21 protein-coding genes are annotated in these 19542 nt (G+C 46.5%); all 21 read left to right on the top strand.

Annotated features, from left to right (window positions below):
- Positions 1-51 precede the first annotated feature (51 nt).
- The 21 genes from MMB75_RS12585 to mreB all read left to right on the top strand — a co-directional run bounded on the left by MMB75_RS12585 (position 52) and on the right by mreB (position 19430).
- Entirely contained in the window at positions 52-933 is an 882-nt protein-coding gene (locus MMB75_RS12585) for a carbohydrate ABC transporter permease (RefSeq protein WP_277507899.1), read from the top strand.
- The gene (locus tag MMB75_RS12580) at positions 933-1769 is read left to right on the top strand and encodes a carbohydrate ABC transporter permease (protein WP_013373443.1); all 837 of its coding nucleotides are present in this window, start codon (positions 933-935) and stop codon (positions 1767-1769) included. Before MMB75_RS12585 ends, MMB75_RS12580 begins: the two co-directional genes overlap by 1 nt.
- 15 nt (positions 1770-1784) lie before the next feature.
- On the top strand, positions 1785-3050 hold the full coding sequence (locus tag MMB75_RS12575) for an ABC transporter substrate-binding protein (protein ID WP_277507898.1): 1266 nt from the start codon (positions 1785-1787) through the stop codon (positions 3048-3050).
- A gap of 352 nt (positions 3051-3402) precedes the next feature.
- Positions 3403-4032 (top strand): uracil phosphoribosyltransferase, encoded by a 630-nt coding sequence (gene upp, locus MMB75_RS12570; protein WP_013312332.1) that lies wholly within the window; start codon positions 3403-3405, stop codon positions 4030-4032.
- Positions 4033-4141: 109 nt separating this feature from the next.
- Complete coding sequence (gene wecB / locus MMB75_RS12565) at positions 4142-5308, top strand: non-hydrolyzing UDP-N-acetylglucosamine 2-epimerase (RefSeq protein WP_016822881.1); 1167 nt, start codon at positions 4142-4144, stop codon at positions 5306-5308.
- A 167-nt stretch (positions 5309-5475) separates the two neighbouring features.
- The gene (locus tag MMB75_RS12560) at positions 5476-5733 is read left to right on the top strand and encodes an AtpZ/AtpI family protein (protein WP_277507897.1); all 258 of its coding nucleotides are present in this window, start codon (positions 5476-5478) and stop codon (positions 5731-5733) included.
- Positions 5730-6110: an ATP synthase subunit I gene (locus MMB75_RS12555; RefSeq protein WP_013373439.1), complete on the top strand. Its 381-nt coding sequence runs from the start codon at positions 5730-5732 to the stop codon at positions 6108-6110. The genes MMB75_RS12560 and MMB75_RS12555 overlap by 4 nt, the downstream gene beginning before the upstream one ends.
- A 29-nt stretch (positions 6111-6139) precedes the next feature.
- Positions 6140-6964, top strand: a complete 825-nt coding sequence (atpB, locus tag MMB75_RS12550) for a F0F1 ATP synthase subunit A (RefSeq protein ID WP_090888745.1) — start codon at positions 6140-6142, stop codon at positions 6962-6964.
- A gap of 104 nt (positions 6965-7068) precedes the next feature.
- Positions 7069-7293, top strand: coding sequence for a F0F1 ATP synthase subunit C (atpE, locus tag MMB75_RS12545; protein WP_013373437.1), 225 nt, complete (start codon positions 7069-7071; stop codon positions 7291-7293).
- A 112-nt stretch (positions 7294-7405) separates the two neighbouring features.
- Complete coding sequence (gene atpF, locus MMB75_RS12540) at positions 7406-7894, top strand: F0F1 ATP synthase subunit B (RefSeq protein ID WP_013373436.1); 489 nt, start codon at positions 7406-7408, stop codon at positions 7892-7894.
- Positions 7891-8436, top strand: a complete 546-nt coding sequence (locus MMB75_RS12535) for a F0F1 ATP synthase subunit delta (RefSeq protein WP_016822885.1) — start codon at positions 7891-7893, stop codon at positions 8434-8436. The genes atpF and MMB75_RS12535 overlap by 4 nt, the downstream gene beginning before the upstream one ends.
- 19 nt (positions 8437-8455) lie before the next feature.
- Entirely contained in the window at positions 8456-9970 is a 1515-nt protein-coding gene (gene atpA, locus MMB75_RS12530) for a F0F1 ATP synthase subunit alpha (protein ID WP_016822886.1), read from the top strand.
- A 175-nt stretch (positions 9971-10145) separates the two neighbouring features.
- Positions 10146-11012 (top strand): ATP synthase F1 subunit gamma, encoded by an 867-nt coding sequence (atpG, locus tag MMB75_RS12525; RefSeq protein WP_025366011.1) that lies wholly within the window; start codon positions 10146-10148, stop codon positions 11010-11012.
- 121 nt (positions 11013-11133) lie between these two features.
- Positions 11134-12534: a F0F1 ATP synthase subunit beta gene (gene atpD, locus MMB75_RS12520; RefSeq protein ID WP_016822888.1), complete on the top strand. Its 1401-nt coding sequence runs from the start codon at positions 11134-11136 to the stop codon at positions 12532-12534.
- Positions 12535-12604: 70 nt separating this feature from the next.
- Positions 12605-13018 (top strand): F0F1 ATP synthase subunit epsilon, encoded by a 414-nt coding sequence (locus MMB75_RS12515; RefSeq protein WP_016822889.1) that lies wholly within the window; start codon positions 12605-12607, stop codon positions 13016-13018.
- 345 nt (positions 13019-13363) lie between these two features.
- Complete coding sequence (locus tag MMB75_RS12510) at positions 13364-13615, top strand: DUF1146 family protein (protein WP_016822891.1); 252 nt, start codon at positions 13364-13366, stop codon at positions 13613-13615.
- A 335-nt stretch (positions 13616-13950) separates the two neighbouring features.
- Positions 13951-15306, top strand: a complete 1356-nt coding sequence (murA, locus tag MMB75_RS12505; protein ID WP_017427134.1) for a UDP-N-acetylglucosamine 1-carboxyvinyltransferase — start codon at positions 13951-13953, stop codon at positions 15304-15306.
- A 215-nt stretch (positions 15307-15521) separates the two neighbouring features.
- Positions 15522-16961, top strand: coding sequence for a stage II sporulation protein D (spoIID, locus tag MMB75_RS12500; RefSeq protein ID WP_277507896.1), 1440 nt, complete (start codon positions 15522-15524; stop codon positions 16959-16961).
- Between the two features lie 70 nt (positions 16962-17031).
- Positions 17032-17772, top strand: coding sequence for a stage II sporulation protein SpoIIQ (gene spoIIQ, locus MMB75_RS12495; RefSeq protein WP_016822893.1), 741 nt, complete (start codon positions 17032-17034; stop codon positions 17770-17772).
- Between the two features lie 200 nt (positions 17773-17972).
- The gene (gene spoIIID / locus MMB75_RS12490; protein ID WP_013373425.1) at positions 17973-18260 is read left to right on the top strand and encodes a sporulation transcriptional regulator SpoIIID; all 288 of its coding nucleotides are present in this window, start codon (positions 17973-17975) and stop codon (positions 18258-18260) included.
- Positions 18261-18431: 171 nt separating this feature from the next.
- Positions 18432-19430, top strand: coding sequence for a rod shape-determining protein (gene mreB, locus MMB75_RS12485; protein ID WP_016324820.1), 999 nt, complete (start codon positions 18432-18434; stop codon positions 19428-19430).
- The last annotated feature ends 112 nt before the right edge of the window (positions 19431-19542 follow it).

Below are 19542 nucleotides of genomic sequence, written 5' to 3'. Positions count from 1 at the left end.
AGGATTTATGCGCATTTTCCTTCATGATCTACGACCAAAGGAGTGATTGCATTGAGCGAAAGAAAATCCGCGCAATTATTGCAGCAGCTCATATTTGTAGGACCGATGGCGTTGTTTTTCGTCTTAATTATGGTCATTCCGTTCCTGTTGGGGCTGTATTATTCCATGACGAACTGGGATGGCGTATCTGAACATGTCCGATGGCTCGGGCTAGGGAATTATGTTCATATTTTTAAAGATGATCCCGATTTCCGTAATGCATTTTGGTTTACGGTCCGTTTTACCGTATGTGGTGTCATTCTAACTAACCTGGTGGGCTTTTTCCTAGCCTATGCGCTTACAAAGCCGTTGCGTACTCGCAATGCACTACGAACTGTATTTTTTATGCCTAATATGATCGGCGGCTTGCTGCTCGGCTTCATCTGGCAATTTATATTTGTACGTGGTTTTTCAGCGGTGGGAGAAGCGACAGGGCTTTCCTTTTTCAAACTGCCGTGGTTGGGTGATGGGCCTACTGCATTTTGGGGAACTGTCATTGTGTTTGTTTGGCAATACGCAGGTTATCTCATGGTTATTTACATATCCTCTCTAAATAATGTCCCACATGCTCTTATTGAATCAGCCCAAATTGATGGTGCGAGCCGAAGACAGGTTTTGCGTCATATCGTGGTGCCGCTTATTATGCCAGCAGTGACCGTCTGCTTGTTCCTGGCGATATCCTGGTCCTTTAAAGTATTTGAGCTGAATTTGGCTTTGACAAAGGGTGGACCATTCAAGGCGACAGAGTCTGTAGCGTTGGACATATATAATGAAGCGTTTACAAATAATCGACTTGGATTGGGAACTGCTAAGGCTATGATTTTCTTCGTGGTCGTTGCGATCATTACCAGCATTCAGGTGCGCCTCACGAAGAAAAAGGAGGTCGAAATGTAATGGAAAAAACATCGAACTATCGTTTAAGCACATGGGTAGCTGAAATATTGCTTATTGTGGTTGGGTTGATCTTTCTAGTTCCGTTCTATTTTTTGCTCGTGAACTCGGTTAAATCTTTTGGAGACATTTTGGCTCATTCCGCTTCGTGGCCGACAACCTTTCGTTTTGAAAACTATGCTAACGCCTGGAATAAAATAAACTTTCCCACAGCACTGGGGAATTCACTGATCGTCACCATCGTCAGCAATGCGCTTTTGCTGCTGATCAGCTCGATGGCCGCCTACCAAATGGTTCGGCATGATACTCTTTTTAATCGGTTCCTGTTCGGGCTGCTTGTGGCTGCGATGGTCGTACCTTTTCAATCGATTATGTTGCCGCTTATGGAAGTGTCCAACGTATTGAGCCTGAACAACAGCATACCAGGACTGATTTTGTGCTATCTGGGTTTTGGAGCGCCTTTATCAGTTTTTCTGTTTCATGGTTTTATTAAAACGGTGCCTATTGAGGTTGAGCAAGCGGCGAGAGTAGATGGTTCCTCTCGTTACGGGGTGTTCTTTCGCATCGTTTGTCCACTGTTGCTCCCTATGTTCGTGACCGTACTTATTTTGAATACGTTATGGATCTGGAATGATTATCTGCTGCCTTCGCTCATTTTAAATGATCCTGAGCTGCGTACGATTCCGATTGCGACCTATATGCTGTTTGGTCAATATACCAAGCAATGGGACTTGGCGTTGCCCGCACTGGTGCTCGGAATCACGCCAATCGTTGTGTTTTTTCTGGTGATGCAAAAATATATCGTTTCTGGCATTGCGGCCGGAGCGGTTAAAGGCTGATGGGAGGGTTATCGGATGAAAAAGACAGTGCTGCTTGTCATCTCCCTGATGTTGCTGCTTATGTGTATGCTTGCAGGTTGTGGTAATACAAAGGCTCAACAGAGTGGGACCAAAACGATACACATTTATCAATTTAAAGTGGAGATTTCGGAACCGTTGAACAAACTGAAGGCTGAGTATGAAAGAACGCACCCTGGTATCAAGCTGGATATTCAATCTGTCGGTGGGGGTACGGACTACGGTGCTTCGTTGAAGGCTAAATTCGCCTCAGGCGACCAACCGGACATTTTCACGAATGAGGGTTACCAGGATCGTGATACGTGGTTTGAGTACCTGGAGGATTTGTCGGATCAGCCATGGGTGAAGGACCTGGACGATTTCGCCCGTAAGCCGATGACGGTTAACGGTAAGATTTATGGACAGCCTATGAACCTGGAGGGATTTGGTTTTGTTTATAATAAGGATTTGTTCAAAAAAGCGGGTATAACCAAATTGCCTCAGACGTTAGATGAATTGGAGGAAGCAGCCAAGCGACTGAAAGCAGCAGGGATTATCCCTTTTGCTAACGGCTATGCAGAATGGTGGGTTCTGGGAAACCATTTTATCAATATCCCCTTTGCCAGACAGCCGAACCCGGAGAGTTACGTTGCGGATTTAAACCAAGGAACTGCTCGCATTCCTGGTAACCCCGTGTTCGATCAGTGGGTGAAGTTGCTTGACCTGACTTTAAAATATGGAAACCCCAATCCGATCACGACGGACTACAATACACAAGTGACACTGTTTTCAACAGGCAAGGCCGCTATGATGCACCAGGGGAACTGGACGCAGCCGCAAATAGATGGAATTAATCCTAACTTGAATTTGGGTATTCTTCCTACGCCTATAGACAATAATTCTTCCACTGGAGACAAACTGGCTGTGGGAGTGGCCTCGAACTGGGTTGTCAACAAAAACTCGCCTGTGAAGCAGGAGGCAAAGGAATTTCTCAACTGGCTGGTCACATCAGAAACAGGCAAGCATTATATTACCAAGGAGTTTAAGTTCGTTCCTGCCTTCAAAAGTATCACGTCTAGTGACGAGACCACAGGTGATTTGGGTGCGGAAATATCTCGGCACGTGAAGGAAGGCAAGATATGGAGCTGGAACTTCCAGCGCTTTCCAAAGGGGCTAAATCAGGATTTAAGCAGTAGTATGCAAGCCTATATCGCAGGCGTTATTACGAAGGACGAAATGCTTCAGCAATTTCAGGGAGCGTGGGATAATCTGAAGTATAGATAAAGAATATATGCGTGGGATAGCAGAGGCTCTATCTCAGGCAGGAAGTTTAGAACTGGTAGGCTTTGACGGTCAAGGACCGTCAGAGCCTTTTTAGTATGATTTCATATGACAAAAGTCACACGTAAATGGGCCTTGCCAAGTATTTTGCCTGTCATATCTTTCCCTTGACAAAAGGTTGCAGTGGCAGGTGTTAAATCAATCAAGGGAATGTTATAATAAACAGGATTTACAGGCACGCATTGCATCTGTGCTTATTTGGTTTGTACAAATAGGTTACATAGATCCTTTCGAATCAGGATGTTCGATATGCTGGTGCGGAAGAACGTGACGATAATACCGGAGGGAATATATTATGGCAAAACTGGTGGTTTGCGATCACCCTTTGATCCAACACAAACTTACATTTATCCGAGATGTGCGGACCAACACGAAAGATTTCCGTGAACTGGTTGATGAAGTAGCAACTTTGATGGCTTATGAAATTACAAGGGATATCCCGCTGGAGAGCATTACAGTGCAGACTCCAGTTGCTGAAACTGAAGGTAAAGTGATTTCTGGTCGTATGCTGGGCCTTATCCCGATTTTGCGTGCAGGCTTGGGTATGCTGGATGGTGTCGTAAAGCTTTTGCCGGCAGCAAAGGTAGGACATGTGGGATTGTTCCGTGATCCTGAGACATTGCAACCCGTAGAATATTATACGAAGCTGCCTACGGATGTAACTGAACGTGAATTGATCGTAATTGATCCGATGCTTGCAACAGGTGGATCGGCGATCGCAGCGATTGATGTGTTGAAAAAAAGAGGCTGTACTCAAATTAAAATGATGAATCTGATTGCCGCTCCTGAAGGAGTGAAAGCTGTGCAGGATGCGCATCCTGATGTAGACATTTATGTCGCTGCACTGGACGAGCGTTTGGATGATCATGGTTACATCATTCCGGGTCTTGGGGATGCGGGAGACCGCTTGTACGGAACTAAGTAGACTGCTTTTAGCGGTTCGGCACAATCTATGGACGCTAAGACAGATCATCTATCTGAATCACGGAAGATCTGGAAGCAGACGTTTATTATGAAAAGGGGTTCAACAGAAAATGTCTAAAATCAAAGTAATGACCATTTTCGGTGTGCGTCCGGAAGCGATTAAGATGGCACCTCTCATTTTGGAGCTTCAGCGCCATCCGGAGCATATCGAGTCCGTAGTATGCGTAACAGCTCAACATCGCCAGATGCTTGATCAGGTTCTGGAAGTTTTTAATATCCACCCTGACTATGATCTGGATGTAATGAAGGATCGCCAGACACTCAATGAAATCTCCATACGTGTACTTCAAGGTCTGGAACCCGTATTGCGTGAAGCCAAGCCTGATATCGTGTTGGTTCACGGCGATACGCTGACGACTTTCTTGGCTAGCTATGCAGCCTTTATGCAGCAAATTGAAGTAGGGCATGTGGAAGCAGGTTTGCGGACATGGAACAAGCTTTCTCCATATCCTGAAGAAATGAATCGTCAGCTCACAGGTGTGCTGTCCGATCTGCATTTTTCGCCTACTTCTTTATCGGCTGGAAATTTGCGGAAGGAGAATAAACCTGAATCGCGAATATATGTAACAGGCAATACAGTAACTGATGTGTTTCAGTATACAGTTCGCCAGGACTACGAGCATCCGGTACTGGACTGGGCTCAGGGCAAACGCCTGATTCTCATGACAGCACATCGCCGGGAATCCCAAGGGGAACCACATCGTCAGATTTTTAATGCGGTTAAGCGGATCGCAGATGAGTTTGAGGATATTGCAATTGTGTACCCAGTTCACCCGAGCCCGGCTGTGAAGGAACCTGCATTTGAAATTTTGGGCAACCATCCGCGTATTAAGCTGATTGATCCGCTGGATGTAGTGGACCTGCACAATTTTTATCCACACACGCATCTGATTCTTACCGATTCCGGTGGTCTTCAGGAAGAAGCGCCTTCGTTCGGAGTACCTGTCCTAGTGCTGCGTGATACGACCGAAAGACCGGAAGGGATTGAAGCGGGTACCTTGGAACTGGTGGGTACAAGTGAAGAGAATGTGTACAATCGGACCAAGGCTCTTTTGACAGATTCCGCGTTGTATGAGTCTATGAGTCAGGCAGCGAATCCTTACGGTGATGGACAGGCATCTGTAAGAATTGTCAATGCGATTTTGCACCATTATGGTGTTCAAACAGAACGTCCTGAAGAATTTCACACAATGTTCACAAAAGGCGTCCGTTCGTAATAATTAATCTTTACAAGGTAAGCATACAGTTAAACTGTACGGTTACCAAGGGATACAGCATTTTTAGATGCTTTGTCGACTGATTTTTATACTTTAGGGCGCTAAAATATCTCAATTGACAAAGCATCTTATATTTAAGTAAAATGGACTGGAATTGCAGGGGTGACATGGGAAAAGTGGTCAAACCTTCCAAGCAAAACAACAACCGAAACAACACCGGAAATGCCTTTAAGGCTATAGGACTGGTGAGCGCGATCGGCATTGATTTGACGATATGCACACTGGGTGGTTTCTATGCCGGAAAATGGCTTGATGCCAAACTTGGTGGATCTGGAATCTGGACTGGCGTAAGCGTTCTCGTAGGCTTGGTTGTAGGCGCATTGAGTATTGCCCTTGTGATCGGAAAGGTATTGAGGGATAAATGAATGAGATGACCCGCATGCAAAAGATGTTATGGATCGTAGCGCTTATGATTATGGCTCTGTGTTTCCTGGTCTCCGCCTTCATGCCCCAACATCGTGACATTGCTCACGGAATCATTCTGGGAACGGGAGTAAGCTGTCTAAATGTGCTATATATGGCCTACAAGATTCGACAGGTTGCGAGTGCGGCTGCCGGTGAAGGAAAGAAGAAAAAGGTGGGGATAGGCTTTGGCGTTCGATTGGCGACCTCTATTTTGGCAGTGGTGCTGGCTATGGAATTCCCAGCCTATTTCCATGAGATCGCTGTAATGGCAAGTCTGGTAACTGGACAGTTTCTTCTTTTAATTATAGGCATCATATTCACGCTACAGGAAAAATAATGGCTCAACTGAGAAAGGGGTGAGAAAACATGTTGCATGAATCACCGATTATCGAATTGGGCGGGTTTAACATTGACTTGTCCGTCATTATTATGCTTTTTGTGACTTGCGCGATTGTATTTGGATTGGCATTTGCTGCAACACGCAATTTGTCTGTGGACAATCCGAGCAAGCTGCAAAATTTTATGGAATGGATTGTAGAATTCGTTCAAGGATTGATTTCCAGCACAATGGATTTGAAAAAAGGGAAGCCATTCCTCTCCTTGGGGATGACGCTGATCATGTTCATTTTCGTGGGCAATATGCTGGGTTTACCGTTCGGGATTGTGACTGAATTCGATAATGTGCAAAGTGCCCAAGTATTTGGACATGAAATCATTCCAGTCAAAGAAGCACTAGAACAAGCACAGGCGTCTCACCCAGGCGAAGCTGCCCATGTAGGTATCAGCTGGTGGAAATCACCTACCGCAGATGCAGGGGTGTCCATTGGACTTGCATTGATGATCTTTGTCCTGGTTCATTTCCTGGGGATCTTCCGTAATACCAAAGCTTACTTCAAGCATTATGTTCAGCCATTTCCGTTCTTCTTGCCAATTAACTTGATTGAGCAGTTCTCAAAACTATTGACACACGGTATGCGTCTATTCGGTAATATTTTTGCCGGCGAAGTTTTGATTAGTGTTCTGCTGAAAATGACAGCACTCGGTGTGGGAGGTATGGTTGCTTCCGTATTGGGACTCGTAGTCTGGCAGGGATTCAGTATTTTTGTCGGTAGCATTCAGGCGTTCGTCTTCACCATTTTGACGTTCGTATATATATCACAGGCAATTGACACACATGAAGAAGAACATTAGGTGAATTATGTTTCAGGTTTTTAGTTAAGTTCAGGAGTACGCTTCGCGCTTAACTGCAAATACATGTACAATACAAATACACATCTCTAAGGAGGATTTTTAAAATGGGAGCTTGGGCATTAATAGCAGCAGCTATCGCAGTAGGTTTGGGTGCGCTTGGCGCAGGTATTGGTAACGGTCTGATCGTAAGTAAAACAGTTGAAGGTATCGCTCGTCAGCCAGAGGCGAAGTCCACCTTACAAACTATTATGTTTATCGGTGTAGGTCTGGTCGAAGCCCTACCTATTATCGGTGTCGTTCTGGCATTTATTTTTTACGCTAAGGCTTAATGAATTGAACTAAGCAAGGTTTGGCGGGGAAGGCACAGCCATCCGCGCCTTCTTTGTTCGTTGGAACATGAAAGATCCAGAACCGACGTTCACCGGAAAGGAGTGACTTCAATTGAGTTTAAATTGGACAAGTATCGTTTTCACTATCATTGCATTTTTGATCTTGTACTGGTTACTGACGCGCTATGCATTTGGCCCCCTCTTTTCCGTTATGGAAAAGCGGCGTCAACTCGTGTTACAGCAAATGAATGAGGCGGCACAAACACGTGAACAGGCTGTTGCTTATGTTGAGGAGCAAAAGCAGGCTCTCCAGCAGGCGCGTAAGGAAGCCTACGATATTATAGAGCAGTCAAAACAAACAGGTAACAAGCAAGCGGAACAAATTATTATTCAGGCCAAAGACGAAGCTGTCCGCCTGAAAGACGAAGCTGTTCGTGAAATCACAAGCGAGCGTAATAAGGCAGTTGCCGAATTGCGCAGCGAAGTGGGTAAAGCTTCGGTACAAATTGCTTCCAAACTGATTCAAAAGGAAATTAAGGAAGATCAAGTCCAGGGAGAGCTTGTCGACCAATACCTTAAAGAGGTAGGAGGCAAAGCATGAGCCGAGATACGGTAGTTGCCAAACGGTATGCGAAAGCTTTGTATGAAGTAGCAGAGCAGGAGCAAACCATTATGGAAACCGAACAGGAGCTACGTGCTTTTGTAGAAGCTGTATCGGGGGATGCTGAAATCCGTAAATTCATTAATTCTCCTAACATTACGGAAGCAGTCAAGCTTCAGGTTCTGGCTAGCAATTTTGAAGGCAAGTTGTCTGCGTCGCTGATTAACACGATTAAGCTGCTGATTCAGCGCAGTAGAGCAGATTTGTTCGAATCTCTCCTGGCCGGATATCTCGATATTCAGGAATACAAGCTGGGGATTGCCCATGCTAAGGTGTATTCGACTTATGCTTTAAGTGATCAGGAAAAAACAGCGGTAGCCGAGGAATTCGGAACCCGTGAACATAAAACAATCCGTGTGGAAAATATAGTGGACCCGAGTCTGCTGGGCGGATTGAAAGTGGTTATCGGCGATACACTGTACGACGGCAGTCTGGCCGGCAAGCTGGATCGTCTCGAGAAATCCTTTAACAGACGAGTATAGAAGATAGGGGTGAACACACTTGAGTATCAAACCTGAGGAAATCAGTTCATTGATTAAAAGTCAGATTGAACAATATAAAAATGATATCGAGGTCGTTGAAGTCGGCACTGTTGTTGAAGTCGGCGACGGTATTGCCCGCGTCTACGGACTGGAAAAAGTTATGGCCGGTGAATTGGTCGAATTCGACACTGGCGTATTGGGCTTGGCGCTCAATGTGGAAGAGAGCAATGTCGGTGTTGTTATTTTGGGTCAATTCTCCGACATTCGCGAAGGTGGTCAAGTAAAACGTACAGGTCAGATCATGCAAGTCCCTGTAGGCGAAGCAATGATCGGACGTGTAGTTAACCCGCTGGGACAACCGGTAGACGGTAAAGGACCGATTGCTACAACAGAATTCCGTCCGGTTGAAAGTCAGGCTCCAGGCGTTATGGCCCGTAAATCGGTACATGAGCCTATGCAGACAGGGATTAAAGCTATTGATGCGATGGTTCCGATTGGTCGTGGTCAACGTGAGCTGATTATCGGTGACCGTCAAACAGGTAAAACTTCTATCGCAATCGATGCTATTTTGAACCAAAAAGGCAACGGCATGAAATGTATTTATGTTGCTATTGGTCAAAAACAATCCACGGTTGCTCAAGTTGTTGAAACATTGCGTCGTCATGGTGCGCTGGAATACACGATTGTCGTTACGGCATCTGCTTCCGAACCATCACCATTGCTGTACATTGCTCCTTACTCTGGCTGTGCCATGGGTGAGTACTTTATGTACAAAGGCGAGCACGTCCTCGTTGTTTATGATGACTTGACTAAACAAGCGTCTGCTTACCGGGAACTTTCCCTGTTGCTGCGTCGTCCACCGGGTCGTGAAGCATATCCGGGTGACGTTTTCTACCTGCACTCTCGCTTGCTGGAACGTGCAGCGAAGCTGAATGATGAGCTCGGTGGCGGATCACTTACCGCATTGCCGTTCATCGAGACACAGGCTTCCGACGTTTCTGCGTATATTCCAACTAACGTTATTTCCATCACGGATGGACAGATCTTCCTGGAAGCTGACTTGTTCTATGCAGGGCAACGTCCGGCGATCAACGTAGGTATTTCCGTATCTCGTGTAGGTGGCTCCGCTCAGATTAAAGCGATGAAAAAGGTTGCAGGTTCCCTGCGTCTGGATCTCGCTCAATATCGTGAGCTTCAAGCGTTCTCCCAATTCGGGTCCGACTTGGATAAATCCACCAAAGCCCGTCTCGATCGCGGTGCACGCATGATGGAAATTTTGAAACAAGGTGTTAACCAACCGCTTGCTGTAGAGCAACAAGTAGTGAGCTTGTATACTGCTGTAAAAGGCTTCCTCGATGATATTCCTGTAGCGGATGTAAAACGTTTTGAAAAAGACTTCCTGTCTTTCATGGAGTCCGATCATCAGGATGTGCTTCAATCTATCCGCGACACGAAAGACTTGGTTGCTGATAATGAAGCAGCTTTGAAGGCAGCTATCGAGAAATTCAAAAAATCATTCGCCACGTCGGTTTAATACATTGGAATTTGCCTGTTTATGATGAAAGATGTCCTAAGGAAGCGTACCCTCTGGGTTGTGGCTTCCTTGGCATGTTTTACCCTCACTAACAGGCCCTTTAACATATGTCCGGCTGGATTTGAATCTTACGAAGTTAGCTTTGGCTTTGTCAAAGCTTGAAGGTGGTGAAATCATGGCAAAAGGTATGCGCGAGATTAAACGTCAGATTAAAAGTGTGCAGAGTACGAAGCAGATCACGAAAGCAATGGAAATGGTCGCTGCATCCAAGCTGAGAAAAGCTCAGGAAAAAGCGGAATCGGCTCGTCCTTACTCGGAAAAGCTTAAAGAAGTTGTGAGTAGCATTGCTTCTGGAGCGAATAACATCAAGCATCCAATGCTAGAGACGCGTCCAGTTAAAAAGACGGCTTATCTCATCATTACATCTGATCGTGGTCTGGCTGGTGGTTATAACGCCAATATTTTGCGACAGGTTACGCAGACGATTGCTGAACGTCACCGTTCACAGGATGAATTTATGATTTTCATCATTGGGCGAAAAGGACGGGATTATTTCAGACGTCGTGAATTTCCTATCGCTGAATCGGTAACAGATCTGTCAGATACACCTGCATTTGCAGATATCAAAACGATTGCTAGCAAGGCAGTACAAGGCTTTGAACTTAAAGAATTTGATGAGCTTTATCTATGCTATAACCGCTTTGTCAACGCATTGACTCAAATTCCAACAGTTGATCGTTTGTTACCGATGGCAACACCGGATTCTGCTACGACTTCATCCTCAATTAACTATGAGTATGAACCTTCACCAGAAGGTGTGCTTGAAGTATTGCTACCGCGTTACGCGGAAACGCTCATTTACGGCGCTTTGCTGGATGGTAAAGCAAGTGAGCTGGGAGCGAAGATGACGGCAATGGGATCAGCTACGAAGAATGCTACCAAGTTGATTGGAGAGCTTTCCTTAACCTATAACCGTGCTCGTCAAGCGGCTATTACCCAGGAAATTACGGAAATTGTCGCAGGGGCTAACGCTCAGTCTTAATGCGACTTCTTGCGACTGTTTTATAACAGGGTCTACACTATTATGATAAATTGCGGGCGCAAAACAAATCAGAATGGTTCGGATTTGCGGCTGTGCAAGCTTGTAGGAGGGAAACCAAAAGATGAACAAAGGACGCGTAGTGAGCATCATGGGTCCGGTTGTCGACGTTGAGTTTGAACGTGGGCAGCTTCCGGAAATTCTGAATGCCATTCATATTGGGACTGTGCTGGAGAGCGGAGTCAAAATTGATCTGACGCTCGAAGCTTCAAAACATCTAGGTGACAACCGTGTGCGTTGTATTGCCATGTCTTCCACAGATGGTTTGGTTCGTGGAGCTGAAGCAATAGATCTGGGAGCGCCTATCTCGGTACCTGTCGGCGAAGCTACTCTTGGACGTGTATTTAACGTGCTTGGAACGCCAATTGATAATGGTGCTGATATGAGTGAAACGGCTAGAAATCCGATTCACCGTCAAGCGCCTTCTTTCGAAGAATTGACAACTCAAGCAGAGATGCTCGAAACTGGTATTAAGGTTATCGACTTGCTGGCTCCTTATGCCAAAGGTGGTAAAGTCGGATTGTTTGGTGGTGCTGGTGTAGGTAAAACCGTAACCATTCAAGAATTGATTAACAATATCGCTCAGGAGCATGGTGGTATTTCTGTATTCGCAGGTGTAGGTGAACGTACACGTGAAGGAAATGACTTGTACCATGAAATGAGAGATTCCGGCGTTATCAACAAAACAGCGATGGTGTTTGGACAAATGAACGAGCCTCCGGGTGCGCGTTTGCGTGTTGCCCTCACAGGTCTGACGATGGCTGAGTATTTCCGTGATCAAGAAGGCCGTGACGTGTTGCTCTTTATTGATAACATTTTCCGCTTTACCCAAGCAGGTTCTGAGGTTTCTGCCCTGTTGGGACGTATGCCTTCCGCAGTAGGTTACCAGCCTACGCTGGCAACTGAGATGGGTCAATTGCAAGAACGGATTACTTCTACTAAAAAAGGTTCGGTTACTTCCATTCAGGCAATCTACGTGCCTGCGGATGACTACACTGACCCGGCTCCTGCTACTACGTTTGCCCATTTGGATGCTACAACGAACCTGGAACGTAAAATTTCCGAAATGGGTATTTACCCAGCGGTTGATCCACTCGCATCAAGCTCCCGTATTTTGGCTCCAGACGTTGTGGGTGAAGAGCATTATAATGTAGCGCAAGGGGTAAAACAAATTTTGGCCCGCTACAATGAGCTTCAGGATATTATTGCGATCCTGGGTATGGACGAGTTGAGTGAAGAAGATAAAATGCTGGTAGCACGTGCCCGTAAAATCCAGCGTTTCCTTTCACAACCTTTCCATGTTGCCGAAGCATTTAACGGCTTCCCGGGTAAATATGTGCCGGTTAAAGAAACTGTACGAAGCTTCAAAGAAATTTTGGAGGGCAAGTATGACCACCTTCCAGAAGCGGCCTTCCTTTTTGTAGGAGCCATCGAAGAAGCGGTTGAAAAAGCTAAAACGTTGTAAACATACAGGCAGAGAATAGCCGAGCCTTACGAAGTGAGCTGTCTGTGGACAGCTTCCAGGAGGGATTCAAGTGAGCACGTATTTACTAGAGATTGTGACGCCGGAGCGCCTGGTCTATACGGAACAGGTAAACAGCATCAGTGTTCGCGGCTCGGAAGGCGATCTTGGGATTTTACCAGGACACCTTCCCTTGGTCACTCCCTTGAAGATTGCACCGATACGTATTAAAATCGGTGGTCAAACTGAAGTGATCGCGGTCAATGGGGGCTTTGTTGAAGTCCGCAAAGATAAAGTGGTCATTTTGGCTGAGAGTGCGGAACGTTCCGAAGATATTGATGTGGAGCGTGCCCGTGCGGCAAGGGAGCGGGCAGAACTGCGGCTCCAGAGCAAGCAGGAACAGATAGATCATCATCGGGCAGAAGTCGCTCTGCAACGGGCGCTTAACCGATTGAATGCTACAAGTATCAGAACCAATAAGAATTAATATTGGATTTTGAGTGGAATTTTAAAAGGGTTCGGCATAGTATACGGATGGAATGACAAAGAGACCACTTCATAACTTCTGCCCAAGAATGCCTGCAGAAGGTAAGTGACGCCTTTGCTTCCTTCGATCACTGTGATCGAGCCCTTTTTTAGCTGTCTTTTCCAAAAATATAGTCCTATTTCTTGTTTGATGGCTAGGTATTTAGTACCTTTTAAATTCGCGAAACAGAAGTGATTATTCACATTTTGTCGAAATAAATGTACTGGAAACAGAAATAGCACTGGCATATTAGGCGCTCGCCGAGTATTATAAAGAAGTCTGTGACGCAGATGGGAGGAATTACGGATGAACGGGAAGCAGCAGTTGGCTGAACAGTTAAGTCAATCGGCGAGTATGACCGCGCTGATCTCCATGATCGTATCGCTCGTCTGTATAGCGTTAGCTTGGTGGGCTTTGCAAAGCTTAAAGCTGGATTTGTTAATCCGGCAACCCAAAGGACCGCAGGGCAGATTGCTGCACTTGTTTCTTGCTATAATTTTGGGACAGTTGGTTTCTGGTTTCTTGTTGAACTACATCTCTTGGAGCCAGATGCTCTAGAATTTGTTTTAACATGAAGTAGGCGGGTTATATGATTTTATGACTGTGGATGTTGCAGGAATTGTCGAATAACATCGTGCCATATTGTTAACAATGGTAAACAAAAGAACCATACATGTATAACTGGCTCAATCAGTTAGAACGCAATGGTCGTCAATGGTCGTCAAGTACAAAAAAACGCTTGTATACTTGTTTTAATCAGTGGTATGATGGCAGTTAGGGTATTAGTAAAATCTTGTTTTTTTATGTAATGAAAAAGCAAGGCATGAAAATAGCGGAATATGTTCTTTTTTTCAAAAATGGAAAAGAGAAATGACGCGCGGAGGGAACCATAGATGAGCAAATTTATCGTCCGCGGTGGCAACAGATTGACCGGGAGTGTCAAAGTCAGCGGAGCCAAAAACTCAGTTCTGCCGATCATCGCCGCTTCTCTGTTAGGAGAAGAAGGAGAAAGTGTTATTATGGATGCACCTCCTCTAGACGATGTGATGACCATTAACAAAGTGCTGGAGTCCTTAGGAGCAGGCGTTACATACCAAGACGAGGTCATTCGTGTTGACGCGCGGAAGATAATTTCCTGTGAAGCCCCTTACGAGTGGGTTAGGAAAATGCGCGCATCATTTTTGGTTATGGGGCCATTGCTTACACGTTTGGGACGTACAAGAATCTCGCTTCCAGGCGGATGCGCAATTGGAACAAGACCTATTGATCAGCATTTGAAGGGGTTCGAAGCGTTGGGCGCCGAGATAAGCTTGGGCCAGGGCTTTATTGAAGCTAAAAGTAACGGTCGTCTGCGCGGAGCTAAAGTTTATTTGGATGTAGCCAGCGTAGGAGCAACCGAGAATATTATGATGGCCGCTACTCTTGCTGAGGGCGTAACTACCATTGAGAATGCTGCTAAGGAACCTGAGATCGTTGATCTCGCCAACTTCCTGAATGGCATGGGAGCCAAAGTACGCGGTGCAGGCACAGGCGTAATTCGTATAGAAGGCGTCGAGAAGCTGCATGGTGTAAAACATACGGTCATTCCCGACCGGGTAGAAGCAGGTACTTATATGGTTGCTGCTGCGATCACAGGCGGGAACGTATATGTAGAAGGCGCGATATCCGATCATTTGGGACCGGTTATATCCAAGATGGAAGAAATGGGTGTAACGATTCAACCCGATGAAAATGGTATTCGTGTCATTGCGGATAAGCCGCTAAAGGCCGTTGATGTTAAAACGCTGCCTTATCCTGGGTTTCCGACCGATATGCAGTCTCAAATGATGGCACTTCAACTTGCCGCTGAAGGAACGAGCATCATTACGGAAACTGTGTTTGAAAATCGTTTTATGCATGTGGATGAATTTCATCTCATGAATGCGGAAATTAAGGTCGAAGGTCGTTCGGCGATTGTAACTGGCAATGCTAAGCTGACGGGTGCGAAAGTAACCTCGACAGATTTGCGTGCAGGAGCTGCGTTAATTCTGACCGGACTTATTGCGGAAGGTACAACGGAGGTATCTGGCGTTCATCACATCGATCGTGGTTACGTTCATTTGGCTGAGAAACTGACTGGATTGGGAGCGGATATTTACAGAGTGACTGTAGATGAATCCAAACTGGATCATTCGGCCAGCACAGAGCGCGTTGTGGCAGAAGAAACGTCAGGGAATCTGTTCAAGAAGATTCAACCTTCCCTCGCCTAACCTTTAACGTATTGGCATAGGTATTAACTTGAACCATTAGAACCAAGTCCGAAAGGACTTGGTTTTTTTGTGTTTTTGCTGCCTGTCTTTTTCATTCTTTCAGTTCTCTCAAAACGGTTCTATCAAAGTGGACGACCTCATATGATTGAGAATATCTGCTGGAGTATATGTGTACTTTAGCCGGACACTTAACCCTTTGATGGAGGTTTCAGCTTATGAAAGATTCACAGGTTCGCATCCGTATACCAATACATCATCCTAAGGAACATCGCCAGGCCTCACTTGCGAAGGAAAGCTCTGGCTCTATAGCAACTTCGTTGCAGAAAAATAAGCTTATGCAGCAGCAACCAGGCACAACAGGCGCATTGCCGCCTATCGCCAAGACCCATCGGCGTACCACAGCGTTGACTTCCACTATACACACTGTCGGTGCGATGCTTCCTGACACTGGAACAGCTCCCGGTAACACATACGACGCAAGCAGGCGGCAGGGACCGCAGCCGCATCTGCGGCCTGTAGCCGGGCGAGCCCCGCGTTGGGGGAGCCGCCGCCCATGGCTGCCCTTTGCCGCCATGGCAGGGGTGCTGGTGCTTGCCATGGCGGTGCCCGCACTAATGGCATGGCCACGTCAGGCAGTGCAGCCTTTGCCGTCTGGGAGCCGCACAGCCGCACCCGCGCAGCCTAATACGGCGGCAAAGAGCGAGGCGCCCGTTACGCGCCTGCCGGGTGTCCCGCCGATGCCAGCCGTACCGGCTGCTCCAGCGCGCAGCGTGCCGGCTGCGGCAGAGCCGGACGTGCGGGTGTACGTCACGTCTACTGGCCGGACGGAGACACTGCCTTTGGAGCAATACATTGTCGGCGTAGTAGCAGCTGAAATGCCGCCCAGCTTTGAGGAAGAGGCATTGAAAGCACAGGCCATTGCCGCGCGTACCTTCATTACCCGGCGTTTGTTGGCTGATGATACCAGTGGTGCCCCGGCGGGCGCAGATGTGACAGATACCGTTAAACACCAGGCTTACATCTCCAAAGCTAAACTTACTAGAGAATGGGAGCATTCTGGCAAATCCGCAGATCTGACTAAAATTCGTCAGGCTGTACGCGACACCAAGGATACAATCATGGTATATGATGGCAAACCCATTACAGCTTCTTTTTTTTCTACCAGCAACGGCTATACCGAAAATTCAGAGGATGTATGGGCGAAGGCCGTGCCCTATTTACGAAGTGTGTCCAGTCCATGGGACAAGCAGTTGGCTCCTCGTTTTACAGAAACCGTTACACTGAGTCGTCAGAGCGTGTTCGATAGATTAGGATTGAGTCGTGCTGCGGTCACTGCTTCTACTGGAGGGGGGAGTATGCCAGAGATTCGTATACTCTCCAAAACAGAAGGGCATCGCATCAAAAAGATTGAGGTGGGAGGTTCGGTCTTTACGGGACCGGAGATTCGTAACAAACTAGGGCTACGATCGGCTGAATTTACGTGGAAGACCGAAGGGGATCGGATTGCTATAACGACCTACGGTTATGGCCATGGCGTCGGTATGAGTCAGTGGGGAGCCAACGGAATGGCCAAGGAAGGCCATACGGCCACTCAGATTCTTCTTCACTATTATACTGGCATTTCTTTTGCGAATGCCTCTCGTATTCTAAGTTAGTAAATTTTTCGTAACTTTGAAGTATAAAAGAGTTGCGCCCGGTAACACTGGTTACTGAGGTGATGAGCAAATGAGTGAACAAAATAAAAACCAGAACCAAAATCATGAAGATACACCCAAAACCTTTCAGGGTGGAAGAGCTTCACGGCCGTCTTCGTGGAAAAAGCTGTTGTCCAAAAGGTGGGCATACCCGGCAGCCTACATTGCCGCAGCAGCCATTATACTAACCTTAGTGTGGGTCTATCAGGATGCTAGCCATAAGTCTTTCAAACCTGACCCAGCTAGTCCATCGGTACAAAGCACAAGCGCAGTGAGTACCGATGTTAACGAACAACAACCAGAAAGTGTGGAGGTTGTTGCTCAGTCGGAAAATATCGCATGGCCGGTGGCAGATGCTAGCGCAGTGCAGGTCGTTAAGCCTTTCTTTGACGAAAACGCGACGGCTGATGAGCAAGCGGCAGCTATGGTAGAGTACGATAAAACATTTACCGCTAACACCGGGATTGACCTTTCTCGGTCCGACGATCAGGCGTTTGAAGTGAGAGCTGCACTGAGTGGGAAAGTATCCCGTGTGGAACAACATCCGCTGGTAGGTAACGTCGTAGAAATCACGCATGATAATAATCTCAAAACAGTGTACCAAAGCTTGAGCGATCTGAAAGTAAAAGAAGGCGATCAAGTGAAACAAAATGATGTGATTGCTTCAGCAGGTCGCAATGAGCTCGAAAAGGATTTGAAAACACATCTGCATTTTGAAGTGTACCAGGATGACAAGCCGGTGAATCCAACAGGTCTGCTTCCTAAAAAATAAATGGGTCATAGCTTTGCATGCAAAGCGGGGAATTCATATTCCCTGCTTTTTTCTTGTGTAGTTTTAGCGCATAAGGTAAACATAAGCTACTTTTGCCAAATAAATAGGCCTTCCGAAGCATGTCTTACCACCAAACCGCGAATATATAGGCACGCTCCTCATATAATGTACCAAACTATCCACAGTAGGGAGGCGGGAGCGTGCACGATTACATCAAGGAACGGACCATCAAAATCGGTCGCTGTATCGTGGAAACAAGGAATACGGTCCGTACGATTGCCAAGGAATTTGGTGTCTCCAAGAGCACGGTGCATAAAGATCTGACCGAACGGCTGCCTGAAATTAACCCGGATCTTGCCGATCAGGTGAAGCACATTCTCGAATACCATAAATCCATCCGCCATCTGCGGGGGGGTGAAGCGACGAAAATTAAATACAAAAAAACGAGTGGGAAAAGAAGGGGAATTCTTGTTTCTGGCAAGTCCTAAAAATATATAGTGAATTGGCTGGCAAAGCCATTGAATCAACCCCCTGAAGTATGATATGTTAAAAGATGGTACAAGACGAAAAATGACATGTAACCGTAGGTTTATACATATATTTGCCGCTTCTTGTCGAATCTTAGCTTTTTAAAATATCACTTTGGGGGCCTTTTTAATATGTTCAGTAATGATATTGGTATTGACCTCGGTACGGCCAACGTGCTTATCCACGTCAAAGGTAAGGGGGTTGTTCTTGACGAACCTTCCGTTGTTGCGATAGAAAGCGATACAAAAAGAGTTCTGGCTGTCGGAGAAGAAGCGCGCCGTATGGTAGGACGTACTCCTGGTAATATCATAGCCATCCGTCCATTGCGTGATGGTGTCATCGCCGATTTTGAAGTAACGGAAGCGATGTTAAAATATTTTATTAATCGGGTAGGGGGTAAAAGCTGGTACAGCCACCCTCGTATTTTGATTTGTGCGCCGACGAACATTACCTCAGTGGAGCAAAAAGCGATTCGTGAAGCGGCGGAGCGTAGCGGGGCGAAAGAAGTATTTTTGGAGGAAGAGCCAAAAGCGGCTGCCATCGGGGCCGGAATGGATATCTTTGAGCCTAGCGGCAACATGGTCGTAGATATTGGTGGCGGAACAACAGACGTTGCAGTCCTCTCTATGGGAGATGTTGTAACAGCTTCTTCTATTAAAATGGCAGGGGACAAATTTGATACAGCCATCATGAAATATGTGAAAACGAAGTACAAGCTTCTCATCGGGGAACGTACGGCTGAGGATATCAAGATTGCTATCGGAACCGTGCATCCGAGCGGACGACGTGCTGAGATGGACATCCGTGGACGGGATATGGTATCCGGATTGCCCAAAACGTTAAGTATTTCCGCGGAAGAAGTGCAGGACGCGCTGAGAGATCCCGTGTCAGCGATTGTAGCTGCAGCTAAGTTTGTACTGGAGCAGACCCCACCGGAGCTATCAGCCGATATTATTGACCGTGGTGTCATTTTGACTGGCGGTGGTGCGTTGCTTAGCGGTTTGGACGAGCTACTTGCTGAAGAATTGCGTGTTCCAGTGCTGGTTGCCGAAGATCCGATGCATTGTGTCGTTAAAGGTACAGGAATTATGCTGGATAATTTGGATCATGTGGTTAAGAAAAAGTTCTAATCTGCCGATAGTGACTATAAGAGACTCGTGTGCGGTCAGGCAGGTTGCCTAGCATTTTGGCTTTAGTGCCTCCATGCGAGCATATAATTGATGAGCAGAGTATAGGATTGGG

It is taken from the genome of Paenibacillus sp. P2(2022) (genome assembly GCF_029522175.1).
GTDB lineage: Bacteria > Bacillota > Bacilli > Paenibacillales > Paenibacillaceae > Paenibacillus > Paenibacillus polymyxa.
The sequence above is the reverse complement of the archived record's forward strand: the minus strand, read 5'-3'. Positions and strand labels throughout refer to the sequence as shown.